A 13,998-nucleotide genomic window follows, 5' to 3' on the forward strand; every position below is an offset into this window, starting at 1 on the left:
AGTCCACCCATCAGGAGAATCAGGTGAAAGAGACAACCGCCTGGGTAGCCCCCGTAAAACATCTTCCCGTCAGCGTAAAACCCATCGCCGCAATGCAACAAAAACACTTCGGTGCGGTACTGAACCCTACACGTTGGTGGGGAAGAATGCCTCGCCTGTTTTGGCTCGTGGCTCTGTTTGTGGGGTTTCTGGAGCGTCGTGCTGCGCGTGTCAGCCCCGAATTGCGTTCGTTGTTAATGACGCGGGTATCGCAGCTTTGTCATTGTGCGTTCTGTATTGATGCAAACAGTCTCCGTCTGGCTGAACGCTCCGGGGCGCTCGATAAAGTTCAGGCCGTTAGCCACTGGCGAGAAGCGTCGATTTTCAATGAAGAAGAGCGTGTTGCACTGGCGTATGCGGAGGCTGTCACCGCCACGCCACCACAGGTAGACGAGGCTATTAAAATGCAGATGAAGCGTTATTTTACCGATGACGCAATTGCCGAAATGACGGCGTTGATTGCATTTCAGAACCTGTCAGCTCGCTTTAATGCTGCCCTGGATATTCCGGCCCAGGGCCTTTGTGCCACGTTCCAGGGGAAACCTCATGCTTGATCGCCATCTGCATCCGCGTCTGAAACCGGTACTGAATCAACTGGCGAGCTTGCTGGATAAGCCCGTTATCTCCCCCGATGGCCTGACGTTAACAGGGTTTGCGACAGGCGTGCTGGCGTTGCCCTTTTTGGCGCTGGGCTGGTATCCGGCGGCACTGGTTGCCATTGTGCTGAATCGACTACTGGATGGGCTTGATGGCGCACTGGCCCGTCGGCGGGGGTTAAGCGATGCGGGCGGATTTCTGGATATTGTGCTCGATTTTCTCTTCTATGCGCTTGTGCCGTTTGGATTTGCGCTGGCTGCACCTGCGGAAAATGCGCTGGCATCCGCCTGGCTGTTATTCGCGTTTATCGGTACGGGAAGCAGTTTCCTCGCGTTTGCAGCGCTGGCGGCGAAACACAATATTGCTAACCCAGGCTATGCGCACAAGTCGTTTTATTACATTGGTGGGTTAACGGAAGGGACAGAGACAATCGCGCTGTTTGTGCTGTGCTGCCTGTTTCCGGCATACTTCCCTCTGTTTGCCTGGATCTTTGGCGCGTTGTGCTGGCTCACCACCACAACGCGCATCTGGAGCGGTTATGTCACGTTAAAATCGCGGGTGCGTTAACGTGAACTTTCCGGCCCGCGCGCTCCCACAGAGACCGGGTTTTGCGGATGGCTGCTCCATTCGTACCAGCCACCATCGTAGACGGCGACATTTTTCCAGCCCATCGCACGGGCGTACATAAAGGTTTCAGAGGCTCGCCAGCCTGTGCCGCAATAAAACGCCACGTGCTGGTCGGGCAGAATGCCCCACTGTTTCCACATCGCGGCGATGTCATCGGCGCTACGCATTGTGCCATCCGGGTTATGGAAGTCTTCCATGTGAGTGGCGTCGCTGCCCGCATGCCCCCATCGAGCACCCGCAATCTCGCCTTTTGGTTTGATGTAGCTATAGCCGCTGGTTTCACCAATGAATTCTGGCCATGAACGAATGCTGACCAACGAGGCATCCTGGCGGTGCAACATGCCGCGCGCGCCTTCCATGTCCACCATCAGCTGTGGCTGGCCAGGGATCGGTGCACCAAAATCGGGGGCAGGTTTCACCTCCGCAGGCATGCCACGCTCAACCGGAAGACCTGCATCGGACCAGGTTTTCCAGCCACCATCAAGAATACGTACATCCTTGACCCCGGCGTAGAGCATGATTTGCGCCACGCGTGCCGCGGCATACACGTCCCGACCGTACAGGATCACCGTAGTGTTGTGACGGATCCCGTGTTTAGCCAGCATGGCTTTTAGCTTATCGTCAGAGACTTTATTCCACAGCGGTTCACTTTCGACTTCATTGGTATCAATGTAGCCCGCGCCAGGGATGTGATTCAGCAGGAAAAACTTCGGCGCGCCCCAGCCGGCTTCAAGTACCTTCCATTCGCCCGCAGGCGCGGCGGCGATCGGTTTACCCAGCTGTAACTGATGGATCCACTGAGGATAAACCAGTTGTTCAAAGTGCGGTAAGCGTTGCAGACGGCCAGCCTGTTGCAGGGCATCACTCAGGACCGATACTTGTGAATACCCGGCTTTTTTCAGACGCGTTCTCACCGCCAGGTTATCGGCCTCGCTGCCATAGAGAGCAATGGGGGCTGAAGGCGCAAGATGATGCTGTTTCGCCCAGCCAGCAAGCTGTTCGTCGCTCATGGCGCTGAGCCAGGAGGCCGAGAGGTTGAGCGCTGCCGGTTCATGTCCAGATGGTCCGCTCAGGGACTGTGGCCAGCCGTTGTAGAAGGCACTCACTCGGGTGTCGATGACGGCCCCGTGTTGTTGTTGCACCTGTTCCAGCGTCAGTGAGTGGGGCATATCAGCAGCCACTGAGGAAAATGAGGCGAGGCCACAGAGCAGAGCCAGCGCGGTCAGTTGAGAAACACGTTTCATCGAAAAGCCTGACGTCAAAAAAAGAGGCGGTCATTGTCATCTCACCTGAAACAGAAAACATTGCGTTAGCACAGATTGAAGCACGTTATTGCCAGCGGGATAGCTGAATCACCTCACCATCTGGTGGAATATCCTCTTCGTCGTGAGTGACCAGTATCACGGGGATTTTGCGTGCGCGTACGGTGGCAAATACCCAGGCCCGAAAGGCGGTGCGCAGAGTTTTGTCCAGGCGGCTGAAGGGTTCATCAAGCAGCAACGCCTGGGGCTGAGCCAGCAAGGCGCGTAATAAACTGACCCTGGCACGCTCGCCGCCGGAGAGCGTTGCTGGATCGCTGGCATAGTGATCTGCCAGACCTGCCGAGGCCAGTGCCTGGTGTACTTCCACTTTTCGCGCGTGCCCGGTGATATGTGCCGGAAGAGCCAGCAACAGGTTTTGCCCTACGCTGAAGTGATCAAACAGCAGAGCATCCTGAAACAATATCCCAAGGCCGCGTTCTTCCACGGGGAGTGTGTCGCAGCGACGATCAGCAAGCCACAGCTCGCCCTGGGCATGAAAATTGGCGGTAAGCGCCCCGACCATCCAGGAAAAAAGTGTCGATTTTCCGCTGCCGGAAGGTCCCATCAGGGTGACAATTTCACCACACTGTACGCAAAAATTAACCTGGCGGAAAAGCGGTTCAATGGAGAGATTTTTCACCATCAGCATTAACGTAATCCTTGTCGGTAACGGCCTGCGAGCCGGGATAACAGGGCCGCAATACTGAATATTGCGCCTGTTAATAATAAAAGTCCCAGCGCACGGGAAGCCAGAATGGGGACGCTGCCGCCACTGCTGAGTGCGACCGCTTCGGTGGTGAGTGTGGCGTAACGTCCCGCACCTAACCAGAGTGTCGGCATGTACTGTGCCATGCTCACGGAAAAACCGGTGGCAAAAGCCAGTAGTGCGGGGCGAAGCATTAGCGGGCATTTTAGCAGCCAAAAGCACTTTACGCGCCGCCAGCCCAGCGTTCGGGCAATCAGGATGAGCCGGGGATCAAGCCTGCGCCACGCAGGTTGCATTACCAGCAACATCCACGGAAATACCCACAACAGATGGCCCCATAATATGGTTGTAAACAGCCCATCGATCCCGAGGTGCAGGGCAATGAAATATTGCCCGGAGACTAACGGTAGCGCAGGAAGTGCCAGCGGCAGCCAGACCCAGACCGCACCACGTTGCGGCCCCCATTCGAGCCAGAGGAAGATCACGACCAGCGCCAGCAAGCTGGAGAGCAGGCCAAAAGAGAGGCTGATGATGAGGGGGGCGAGCGCGGTTTCTCTGTGCTGCGCCAGTACGCCGAGAATCAACAGACTGGCGATCCCGATACCGGGCAGCAACCACTGAAGTACGGCGCCGGGAAGAGGGATGCGCGAGGCGTGACGAACGCCGGAAACATTCGGCAGTCTCCTCCGCCATACTTTCCCTATGCACAAGCCAGTGGCTGCCAGTAACGCCAGCATCAGCACTAAAACCAGGCACAGCAGGGCGCCTTTCGTCTGTTGCTGCGCATCGCCCTGGCTGAGCCATTGCCACGCCAGCACCGCGAGCGTCGGGGGATTTCCTGGCCCCAGAATTATCGCCACATCCACGACGGCGAGCGACCATGCCAGCACTGCCAGCATTACCGCCCCGAGGGCAGGGGCGATGGTCGGGATGACCAGCCAGCACAGTGTCTGAAAACGCCCATAGCCGAGGGTTTGTAATACCACTTTTTGTTGCGCCAGACCTTTGACCGGTAACACGGCATAAATGGCCCACAGCACAAAAGCGCTCTCTTTGAGCGCGAGCGTTAGCCCCAGTCCTACGCCAAACCGGTCAAACGGGGGGGTACAGAATGAGCACAGCTGATACCACAGCCCACCCTCTGCAAACATCAGCAGAAGGCTGGTGGCGAAGGCCACATGGGGAATGGCCAACAGCCACGGCAGACGCGTACTCAGGCGATGCCAGCGTTCTCCAGGCCAAAGCGCGGCAACGAGAAAAAGGGCAATAATGAGTGACCCCAGGGTGGCGATAAGCGTTGAGCTTAGGGTGGCGGCAAATGCCTGTGGGAGCTGCGGATCGCTCAGCAGCGACCGCCAGTTTTCAGCGGAGAATGCCGGAGCCAGTATCGTGACTCCGGCAGGAAGCAGCGGGATATAAATGACCGCAACGGCAAGCCAGGCCAGCCCGCTTAGCGGGTTCCGTAACGGCGAAGCCATTCCTGCTCCAGCAACGGGATCCACGCTGCATGAGGTTCCCCTAGCACATCAGGAAGACCTTCAGGCGTATGCCCGTTCAGTTTTTCTGCATCGCTGTCCGAGAGTTTTTTGACATCCAGTACGCTGGGATCGCCCCAGATGGCCGGATCGGCTTTGCGCAGTTGTGCCCTGGGCGACAGCAGGAAGTTAGCGACAACTTTGGCTCCTGCACTGGCACTGGCGTTAGCCGGGATGGCAACAAAATGTACATTACCGATCATCCCGTTGCGAAAACCGAAGCTGTAACTGTCGGCCGGGAGTTCACCGCTGGCCACTTTTTGTCGGGCATGAGCGGGGTTGAACGTCAGCGAGAGGTTGATGTTGCCACTGGCAAGCAAGGCATCCATTCGCGCGGGGGAAGGCGGAAAATCGCGCCCTTCACGCCACAGATAAGGATGCAGTTTGTCGAGGTATGCCCACAATGGCGCGGTGACCTGAGCCAATGTCGCGGTGTCCGGGGCCGTTTTTAGCGCGTCCGGGTGCGTAGTCAACGTCAGTAAAAGCTGTTCCAGGAACGCTGTACCGGTAAAGTCAGGCGGTCGTGGATAGGTCACTTTTCCAGGATGCTGCTGCACATAATCAAGCAGCATGGCGGGATCGTTCAGCGGCTCAGGCAGGCTCGCGTTGCGGGCGATAAAGGTGAGCTGCGCGCCGCCCCACGGAGATTCTGCCCCATCGGTTGCGATGGCGAAATCTTCCGTCACGGGTTTACGGGTATCGACGTAACGCCAGTTGGGGAGGCTTTGTGCCCAGCCTGTCTGTAGCAGGTTGGCCTCTTTTAAGGTGCGGAAATTCTCGCCGTTGACCCACAATAAATCGACAGAGCCGTTGGTCTTACGCCCGGCGGCGTGCTCGGTCTGAATACGTTTAACCGCATCGGCCGCATCGGCAAGATGAACGATCCTGAGATTGATGGCGTAGTGGCTTTTCATCTCGCCACTGACCCAGTCAAGGTAGCGGTTAACTGCCTGATCGCCGCCCCAGGCATTGAACCAGACGGTCTGGCCACTGGCTTCCCGTTGGATAGTCTGCCAGTTAGTGTCGGCAAAAGCGGGACTTGCCAGTAACAATCCCGTCAGAAACGCGCAAAAACGCACACGGCGCATGATGCCTCCCTGTTTACAGCGAAGAGTGGTAGAAACGAGAAAACAGCCAGCGTGTGACCAGTGGTAATAACCCCAATAGTGTAAAGGCGAATACCATTCCCGGCGACAGAATATCGCGCAGGGAGGTCAGTTTGCCCAGTTCGCGTCCGGCATTAAGAAAGATAACAGTGGCGGGTAGCATCGCAAGCTGGCTGACCCACCAGTACTGGCGCACACCCAGGCGCGTGAGCCCTGCGAGTAGATTCACCAGGAAAAAGGGAAACAGCGGCATAAGGCGGAGTGCAAAAAGATACCCAGCACCGTCGCGATCCATACCGTGATTGACCGTTTTCATCTGCTCGTTAAAACGCTGCTGTACCCAGTCGCGAAGCAAGTAACGGCTCATGAGCATGGCGAGCGTTGCGCCGAGCGTGGAGGCAAAAGAGACTAACAACACGCCTTGCCATAGTCCAAACAGCGCCCCGCCCAGCAGCGTCAGAATCGCCGCGCCCGGAATCGACAACGTCGCGACCGCCACATAGACCGCAAAGTAGAGAGCTGCGCTGCGTACAGGATGATCTTCAACTAGGAGGAGGAGCGTCTGATGGTGCGTTTTTACCGAGTCGAGAGAGAGCGTGCCTGGCGGTAAAAGGGCAAAAGCCAGCAAAAATGCGCCCAGAAGGGCGCACAGGAAGACGATTTTTTGAATGTTCACACAGGTTACAGCTCGAATTTAGCCCACACAGGCGCATGGTCAGACGGTTTTTCCATGCCACGAATAGCGTAATCAATACCGGTTTCGATGCAACGTTCTGCCAGAGGGGCGCTTGCCAGCAGCAGGTCGATACGCAGACCACGGTTATCGTCAAAGCCTTTCGAGCGATAGTCGAACCACGAGAAACGATCCTGCGTTTCCGGGTTCGCGGCGCGGAAGGTATCAACCAGCCCCCAGTCCTGGAGTCGCTGCATCCATTCCCGCTCTTCCGGCAGGAAGGAACATTTACCGGTACGCAGCCAGCGCTTGCGGCTGTCTTCGCCAATGCCGATATCCAGATCGGTTGGGCTGATGTTGACATCTCCCATGATCAGCACCGGGTTGTCTTTGTTCAGTTCGGTGTTCAGGTAATCCTGAAGATCCTGATAAAACTTCGCTTTTGCCGGGAATTTGGTCGGATGGTCACGGCTTTCGCCCTGCGGGAAGTAGCCATTAATCACCGTAATGTTACCCAACGGTGAGGGGATCTCGGCCATGATAATGCGACGCTGTGCCTCTTCATCGTCACCAGGGAAACCACGACGAACGGCAACAGGGGTCTCTTTGGTCAGCAGCGCGACGCCATAGTGACCTTTCTGCCCGTGATAAAAGACGTTGTACCCCAGCTTTGCCACTTCTTCGAGAGGGAACATATCGTCGTGAACTTTTGTCTCCTGCAGGCCAATCACATCCGGTTGATGTTGCTCAACAATGGCTTCCAGTTGGTGAGGGCGGGCGCGCAGGCCGTTGATATTAAAAGAGACAAATTTCATAGTCGCTGCCAATGCAAGGTGAATAGTGCATGGATGGTAGCAGAAATTGCACCGTCTGTTATGCGGGATGACCAATAACTGCAACAGAAAATGCCAACGGTGCAAGATTTGCACCATTCCAACGCGCTACGCCCCTGAATGGTGCGTAAACGGCCAATAAATTTCGCGAGCGATCACAATTCCAGAATTATATTTGGCCTGTGAATAGTCTTTCATGTTTTCGTTCGGCAAACCGCCGCCCGTCATAAAAATATTCACTTTTTATGCAATAACAGTGAATAACTCCATATTGCAACTCGTTGATATTCTGTCCTCCCCTGCCATTTATGCATTTTTATCGCTGGCTGGCACGAACCCTGCAATCTACATTTACAGCGCAAACACTCAATTATTTAACATTTAAACAACTATTTATTTACCGGATGAGGTCGCTATGTCTCTGTCAATTACGCGTGAAAATTTTGATGAATGGATGATGCCGGTTTACGCTCCGGCGGCTTTTATTCCGGTACGTGGGGAAGGTTCGCGCCTGTGGGACCAGCAGGGCAAAGAGTATATCGATTTTGCTGGCGGTATCGCGGTTAACGCACTGGGACATGCGCACCCGGCATTGCGTCAGGCGCTGAACGATCAGGCTGCGAAGTTCTGGCATACCGGTAATGGTTATACTAACGAGCCGGTGCTGCGTCTGGCGAAGAAACTGATTGACGCGACGTTTGCCGAGAAAGTCTTTTTCTGTAACTCCGGTGCAGAAGCCAACGAAGCGGCACTGAAGCTGGCGCGCAAATACGCGCATGACCACTTTGGTGCGCAGAAAAGCGGGATTGTGGCATTTAAGAATGCGTTCCACGGTCGCACGTTGTTCACCGTCAGCGCCGGTGGGCAACCCTCCTATTCGCAAGACTTTGCGCCTCTGCCTCCGGATATTCGTCATGCCGTTTATAACGATTTGCGCTCAGCAAGCGAGCTGATTGACGACAATACCTGTGCGGTCATTGTTGAGCCGATGCAGGGGGAAGGCGGGGTCGTCCCGGCGCAGAAGGCGTTCCTGCAAGGGCTTCGCGAGTTATGCGATCGCCACAACGCCCTGCTGATTTTTGATGAGGTTCAGACGGGGGTGGGACGTACCGGCGAGCTGTATGCCTATATGCACTATGGTGTAACTCCGGATGTGCTTTCGACGGCGAAAGCGTTGGGTGGCGGCTTCCCGGTGGGGGCCGTGTTGACGACCAACAAATGTGCCAGTGCCATGACGGTAGGCACGCACGGGACAACCTATGGCGGTAACCCGCTGGCGTCGGCAGTGGCGGGGCAAGTACTGGACATCATCAATACGCCGGAAGTGCTGAACGGGGTGAAATTGCGTCATGACTGGTTTGTCGAACGCCTGAATGCCATCAATACCCGGACCGGGCTGTTTAAAGAGATCCGCGGTCTGGGGCTGTTAATTGGGTGCGAGCTGGCCCCTGAGTTTGCCGGAAAAGCTAAACTTATTTCACAGGAAGCGGCAAAAATGGGCGTAATGGTGCTGATTGCTGGCGCTAACGTGGTGCGGTTTGCCCCTGCGCTGATTGTCAGCGAAGAAGAGGTAAATACCGGCCTGGACCGTTTTGCGCAGGCCTGTGAACACGTGAAGTCAGAGGTGTCATCATGATGGTCATCCGTCCCGTTGAGCGCGGCGATCTCGCCGGGCTCATGCAGCTCGCGGGGAAAACCGGGGGAGGGTTGACCTCGCTTCCTGCTGATGAACAAACGTTGTCGGCGCGTATAGATCGTTCCCTGCAAACATGGCTTGGAACGTTGCCAAAAAGCGAACAGGGCTACGTATTCGTGCTTGAAGATACCGATACAGGAACCGTGGCCGGGATTTGCGCCATTGAAGTGGCGGTCGGGCTTAATGATCCCTGGTACAACTACCGCGTCGGAACACTCGTGCATGCGTCGAAAGAGCTGAATGTCTACAACGCATTACCGACGCTGTTTCTCAGTAACGATCACACTGGCAGCAGTGAGCTGTGTACGCTGTTCCTCGATCCGGCCTGGCGTAAAGAGGGTAATGGCTATTTGCTCTCCAAATCGCGCTTTATGTTTATGGCTGCGTTTCGCGATCGCTTTAATGAGAAAGTGGTGGCCGAAATGCGTGGCGTGATTGACGAGACGGGATATTCCCCGTTCTGGGAAAGTCTCGGCGAACGCTTTTTCTCGATGGAGTTCAGCCGCGCGGATTACCTGTGCGGTACGGGGCAGAAAGCCTTTATTGCGGAATTGATGCCTAAGCATCCTATCTACACCCATTTCCTCAGCCCTGAGGCGCAGGCGGTGATCGGCGAAGTTCACCCGCAGACTGCACCCGCGCGTGCGGTGCTGGAGAAAGAAGGTTTCCGTTACCGGAACTATGTTGACATTTTCGACGGTGGACCGACGCTGGAGTGCGATATCGATCGCGTACGTGCGATCCGTAAAAGCCGTTTGGTTACGGTGTCCGAAGGCCAGCCTGCGCCGGGGGAGTGGCCTGCGTGCCTGGTCGCCAATGAACAATACGACCACTTTCGCGCCATGCTGGTACAGGCCAACCCGAAATGTGAACGTCTGGTGTTGACTGCCGCCCAACTGGATGCCCTGAAATGTAGCGCAGGCGACACGGTTCGTCTGGTGCGACTCTGCCCTGAGGAGAAAACAGCATGACATTATGGATTAATGGTGACTGGGTCACGGGTGAAGGCGCACCGCGCGTGAAAACGAACCCGGTGAGTAAAGATGCGTTGTGGCAGGGAAATGATGCCAGCGCGGCCCAGGTGGAACTGGCCTGCAAAGCGGCAAGACGAGCGTTCCCGGCCTGGGCGAAACAGCCGTTTACTGTCCGTCAGGCGATTGTCGAAAAGTTTGCCTCTTTGCTTGAGGCGAATAAAGCCGAACTGACACGCGTTATTGCCTCGGAAACCAGTAAACCGCGCTGGGAGGCCGCAACCGAAGTTACGGCGATGATCAATAAAATTGCGATCTCGGTGAAGGCGTATCACACCCGAACCGGAGAGCAACACACTGAGATGGCGGATGGTGCAGCGACACTGCGCCACCGTCCGCATGGCGTGCTGGCCGTATTCGGTCCCTATAATTTCCCAGGGCATCTGCCGAATGGCCACATAGTGCCAGCGCTACTGGCGGGGAATACCGTCATTTTCAAACCCAGCGAATTAACGCCGTGGAGCGGCGAAGCGGTAGTGAAATTGTGGGAGCAGGCCGGTTTGCCGCCAGGCGTACTGAACCTGGTTCAGGGGGGCCGTGAAACCGGCCAGGCACTGAGTGCGCTGAACGATATCGATGGATTACTGTTTACCGGCAGCGCCGGAACAGGCTATCAGCTGCATAAACAGCTGGCAGGTCAGCCGGAAAAAATTCTGGCGTTGGAAATGGGCGGCAATAACCCGCTGATCGTCGAAGATCCGGATGATATTGACGCGGCGGTACATCTGACGATCCAGTCGGCCTTTATTACCGCCGGGCAACGTTGTACCTGCGCACGACGCCTGCTGGTGAGACGCGGCGAACGGGGCGATGCTTTCCTGGCGCGCCTTGTTGAAGTCGCTGCACGTCTTGTTCCTGCCCGGTGGGACGCTGATCCCCAGCCGTTTATGGGGGGACTGATTTCCGAGCAAGCCGCACTTCAGGTTCTGAAGGCCTGGCAGGAGCATGTTGCGCGGGGTGCTAAAACCTTGCTGGAGCCGAAACAACGACATCCTGGAACATCTCTTCTGACTCCTGGGATCATTGAGATGAGCGAGGCAAGTCATGTACCGGATGAGGAGGTCTTCGGCCCGCTGTTGTGTGTCTGGCGCTATGACGCGTTTGAGGATGCCATCCACATGGCGAATAACACGCGCTATGGCCTGTCGAGCGGATTGATCTCTCCTCAGCGTGAAAAATTCGAACAATTGCTGCTGGAGGCGCGAGCCGGCATTGTGAACTGGAACAAGCCGCTCACAGGGGCCGCAAGTACCGCGCCATTTGGTGGGGTGGGAGCGTCGGGTAACCATCGCGCCAGTGCGTGGTATGCCGCAGATTATTGCGCATGGCCAATGGCGAGCCTGGAAACGCCGGCATTAACGCTACCGGAAACGTTGAGTCCGGGGCTGGATTTTAGTCAGGGGAATGCTCATGAAAGCGCGTGAAGTTAACTTTGATGGGCTGGTTGGGCTGACGCATCACTATGCCGGGCTGTCGTTTGGTAATGAGGCGTCGACGAAACACCGTTTTCAGGTCTCGAACCCGAAACTGGCGGCTAAGCAGGGGCTACTGAAAATGAAGGCGCTCTCGGATGCCGGGTTCCCGCAGGCGGTTATCCCGCCACAGGAGCGTCCGAATGTGCCTGTCCTGCGTCAGTTGGGTTTTAGCGGTAGCGACGAGCAGGTGGTCGAGAAAGCGGGGACGCAAGTGTCGCATTTACTCTCTGCGGTCAGTTCTGCCTCTTCAATGTGGGTGGCGAATGCGGCAACCGTTGCGCCTTCGGCGGATACGCTGGATGGCAAAGTGCATTTGACGGTTGCGAACCTGAACAACAAATTCCACCGCGCGACCGAAGCCGGGACCACAGAGCGTGTGTTGCGTGCCATCTTCCGCCATGAGGGCCATTTCAGCGTGCATGGCGCGCTGCCTCAGGTCGCGATGTTTGGGGATGAAGGGGCCGCTAACCATAACCGCCTGGGCGGGGATTATGGCGATCCTGGTCTGCAGCTTTTTATTTATGGGCGTGAAGAGGGCGGTCATTCCGCACCGTCACGTTATCCTGCACGGCAAACGCTGGCGGCGAGTCAGGCCGTTGCCCGCCTGAACCAGGTCAATCCATCGCAGGTGATTTTTGCGCAACAAAACCCGCATGTTATCGATCAGGGCGTGTTTCATAATGATGTGATTGCCGTTTCTAACCGACAGGTGCTGTTCTGTCATGAACAGGCGTTTGCCCATCAGGAAAAGCTCCTTGCTACGCTCCAGGAGCGTGTGCCGGGGTTTATGGCGATCCAGGTTCCGACCGGGGCCGTAAGTGTACAGGACGCAGTTGAAACGTATCTCTTCAATAGCCAGCTGTTAAGCCGTGATGACGGCAGTATGATGCTGGTCCTGCCGCAGGAATCTCGCAATCACGACGGCGTGTGGCGCTACCTGAGTGAACTCGCGAAGGCTGATAACCCTATTTCTGAACTCAAGGTGTTTGATCTGCGCGAAAGTATGGCAAACGGTGGTGGGCCTGCCTGTTTACGCCTGCGGGTGGTGTTGACCACGGATGAGATGAAAGCGGTTAATCCGGCGGTGATCATGAATGAGGCACTCTTTAATACCCTGAATAACTGGGTCGATCGTTACTATCGCGACCGGTTGACGCAGGCTGATTTGGTTGACCCGCATTTGTTGCGCGAAGGGCGCGAGGCGCTGGATGCCTTAACGACGATCCTGCAACTGGGTTCTGTCTATCCGTTCCAGCGTTAAAGGAGATGTTATGGAGAATTTACTGGCACTGACGCTGGCGGATGAAACGCCGGACGCAAGTGAAGGGGAAGGTCCTTCATTCGGCTGGCGATGGCTGGGAAGTGGCATACTCGAACTGACGCCGTTCGAGGCCAGTGAGCAGTCTCTGGTGCTGTCAACGGGCATTCACGGTAATGAAACCGCGCCCGTCGAGATCGTTGATCTCCTGCTGCGTACGTTATACCGCGGGGATATTACGTTACGCTGTCGCGTGCTGGTGGTGTTGGGGAATCCTCCGGCTCTGGCGCAAGATAAGCGCTTTCTCGTGAGCGATATTAACCGGATGTTTGGCGGTCGCTGGGCACAGTTCCCGGACAGTGAAGAGACGCGGCGAGCTCAATGGCTGGAAAATGTGGTGGAGGCCTTCTTTTCCTCTGCTGGAGAAAATCGGTGGCATCTCGATCTACATACGGCGATCCGCGCCTCATATCATGTGCGTTTTGGCGTGTTACCGCAGCGGACGCGGCCCTGGGATGACGATTTTCTGACCTGGCTTGGCGATGCGGGGCTGGAGGCGCTGGTATTCCATCAGTCGCCAGGCGGTACGTTTACTCATTTCACCTGCGAAAAATTCGGTGCATTTTCGTGCACACTGGAGCTGGGAAAAGCCCTGCCGTTTGGGCATAACGATCTTGCGCGTTTTGCAATAACACATCGCGCGCTTCAGGCGCTGCTGTCAGGAAGTGCGCCTGAACACAATGCGGAGACGGTGGAGCGCTATCAAGTGGTTCAGCAGATCACGCGGCAAAGCGAGGCATTCTTATTGCACATGGCGGCGCACACGCTTAACTTCACGCCGTTCAGGCAGGGCTACCTGCTGGCAGAGGATGGTGAGAAACGCTATGAAGTTCACAAGACCACGGAGTATGTGTTGTTCCCGAACCCATCGGTAGCTTTTGGGCTGAGAGCCGGGTTGATGCTGGAAAAAATAACGTAATGTTTATCGCCCCTCTTTCGTAAGTAGAGGGGCGGTATCACTGGTGTGTTTTTTCCAGGGCTATTCCATTTATTTTCTTAGCGATTATGGCGGTCTGATTTTTTTTACGGATTATTCCTGGCTGTTTGCTTTCAAAATAAAC

13 protein-coding genes are annotated in these 13,998 nt (G+C 56.0%); 7 read left to right on the forward strand and 6 right to left on the reverse strand.

The features are described from left to right. Window positions 1–23 precede the first annotated feature (23 nt). Window positions 24–593, forward strand: a complete 570-nt coding sequence (locus GF617_RS06040) for a carboxymuconolactone decarboxylase family protein (RefSeq protein WP_181623191.1) — start codon at window positions 24–26, stop codon at window positions 591–593. Further along, window positions 586–1,203 (forward strand): CDP-alcohol phosphatidyltransferase family protein, encoded by a 618-nt coding sequence (locus GF617_RS06045; RefSeq protein ID WP_181623192.1) that lies wholly within the window; start codon window positions 586–588, stop codon window positions 1,201–1,203. The genes GF617_RS06040 and GF617_RS06045 overlap by 8 nt, the downstream gene beginning before the upstream one ends. Here GF617_RS06045 and GF617_RS06050 read toward each other — a convergent pair. The 6 genes from GF617_RS06050 to xthA form a co-directional block, all read right to left on the reverse strand. Further along, window positions 1,200–2,507 carry a sulfurtransferase gene (locus tag GF617_RS06050; RefSeq protein ID WP_203451300.1) on the reverse strand — a complete coding sequence of 436 codons (1,308 nt, stop codon included), beginning with the start codon at window positions 2,505–2,507 and terminating at the stop codon, window positions 1,200–1,202. The genes GF617_RS06045 and GF617_RS06050 overlap by 4 nt on opposite strands. An 85-nt stretch (window positions 2,508–2,592) precedes the next feature. Beyond that, the gene (locus GF617_RS06055; RefSeq protein WP_203451301.1) at window positions 2,593–3,213 is read right to left on the reverse strand and encodes an ATP-binding cassette domain-containing protein; all 621 of its coding nucleotides are present in this window, start codon (window positions 3,211–3,213) and stop codon (window positions 2,593–2,595) included. Next, window positions 3,213–4,748 carry a thiamine ABC transporter permease gene (locus tag GF617_RS06060; protein ID WP_203451302.1) on the reverse strand — a complete coding sequence of 512 codons (1,536 nt, stop codon included), beginning with the start codon at window positions 4,746–4,748 and terminating at the stop codon, window positions 3,213–3,215. Before GF617_RS06060 ends, GF617_RS06055 begins: the two co-directional genes overlap by 1 nt. Next, complete coding sequence (locus GF617_RS06065; RefSeq protein WP_203451379.1) at window positions 4,721–5,884, reverse strand: ABC transporter substrate-binding protein; 1,164 nt, start codon at window positions 5,882–5,884, stop codon at window positions 4,721–4,723. The genes GF617_RS06060 and GF617_RS06065 overlap by 28 nt, the downstream gene beginning before the upstream one ends. Before the next feature lie 22 nt (window positions 5,885–5,906). Further along, a complete protein-coding gene (locus tag GF617_RS06070; protein ID WP_203451303.1) occupies window positions 5,907–6,587 on the reverse strand; it encodes a TVP38/TMEM64 family protein in 681 nt (226 codons plus the stop codon). Window positions 6,588–6,592: 5 nt separating this feature from the next. Then, window positions 6,593–7,399: an exodeoxyribonuclease III gene (xthA, locus tag GF617_RS06075; protein ID WP_203451304.1), complete on the reverse strand. Its 807-nt coding sequence runs from the start codon at window positions 7,397–7,399 to the stop codon at window positions 6,593–6,595. A 433-nt stretch (window positions 7,400–7,832) separates the two neighbouring features. Here xthA and GF617_RS06080 point away from each other — a divergent pair, with 433 nt between their 5' ends. The 5 genes from GF617_RS06080 to astE are packed head-to-tail and all read left to right on the forward strand — an operon-like array spanning window position 7,833 to window position 13,856. After that, window positions 7,833–9,053: an aspartate aminotransferase family protein gene (locus GF617_RS06080; RefSeq protein WP_181623198.1), complete on the forward strand. Its 1,221-nt coding sequence runs from the start codon at window positions 7,833–7,835 to the stop codon at window positions 9,051–9,053. Next, window positions 9,050–10,084 carry an arginine N-succinyltransferase gene (astA, locus tag GF617_RS06085; RefSeq protein WP_181623199.1) on the forward strand — a complete coding sequence of 345 codons (1,035 nt, stop codon included), beginning with the start codon at window positions 9,050–9,052 and terminating at the stop codon, window positions 10,082–10,084. The genes GF617_RS06080 and astA overlap by 4 nt, the downstream gene beginning before the upstream one ends. After that, window positions 10,081–11,568, forward strand: a complete 1,488-nt coding sequence (gene astD / locus GF617_RS06090) for a succinylglutamate-semialdehyde dehydrogenase (RefSeq protein ID WP_181623200.1) — start codon at window positions 10,081–10,083, stop codon at window positions 11,566–11,568. The genes astA and astD overlap by 4 nt, the downstream gene beginning before the upstream one ends. After that, on the forward strand, window positions 11,555–12,880 hold the full coding sequence (astB, locus tag GF617_RS06095) for an N-succinylarginine dihydrolase (RefSeq protein ID WP_203451305.1): 1,326 nt from the start codon (window positions 11,555–11,557) through the stop codon (window positions 12,878–12,880). The genes astD and astB overlap by 14 nt, the downstream gene beginning before the upstream one ends. A gap of 10 nt (window positions 12,881–12,890) precedes the next feature. Continuing rightward, on the forward strand, window positions 12,891–13,856 hold the full coding sequence (gene astE / locus GF617_RS06100; protein WP_203451306.1) for a succinylglutamate desuccinylase: 966 nt from the start codon (window positions 12,891–12,893) through the stop codon (window positions 13,854–13,856). Window positions 13,857–13,998 lie beyond the last annotated feature (142 nt).

The organism is Lelliottia sp. RWM.1, from assembly GCF_016859735.1.
Classification (GTDB): Bacteria; Pseudomonadota; Gammaproteobacteria; order Enterobacterales; family Enterobacteriaceae; genus Enterobacter.

Coding starts and splice junctions, on each gene's coding strand:
- GF617_RS06045 (WP_181623192.1), top strand. CDS start 586: ATGCTTGATCGCCATCTGCATCCGCGTCTGAAACCGGTACTGAATCAA.
- GF617_RS06050 (WP_203451300.1), bottom strand. CDS start 2,507: ATGAAACGTGTTTCTCAACTGACCGCGCTGGCTCTGCTCTGTGGCCTC.
- GF617_RS06055 (WP_203451301.1), bottom strand. CDS start 3,213: ATGCTGATGGTGAAAAATCTCTCCATTGAACCGCTTTTCCGCCAGGTT.
- GF617_RS06060 (WP_203451302.1), bottom strand. CDS start 4,748: ATGGCTTCGCCGTTACGGAACCCGCTAAGCGGGCTGGCCTGGCTTGCC.
- xthA (WP_203451304.1), bottom strand. CDS start 7,399: ATGAAATTTGTCTCTTTTAATATCAACGGCCTGCGCGCCCGCCCTCAC.
- GF617_RS06080 (WP_181623198.1), top strand. CDS start 7,833: ATGTCTCTGTCAATTACGCGTGAAAATTTTGATGAATGGATGATGCCG.
- astA (WP_181623199.1), top strand. CDS start 9,050: ATGATGGTCATCCGTCCCGTTGAGCGCGGCGATCTCGCCGGGCTCATG.
- astD (WP_181623200.1), top strand. CDS start 10,081: ATGACATTATGGATTAATGGTGACTGGGTCACGGGTGAAGGCGCACCG.
- astB (WP_203451305.1), top strand. CDS start 11,555: ATGAAAGCGCGTGAAGTTAACTTTGATGGGCTGGTTGGGCTGACGCAT.
- astE (WP_203451306.1), top strand. CDS start 12,891: ATGGAGAATTTACTGGCACTGACGCTGGCGGATGAAACGCCGGACGCA.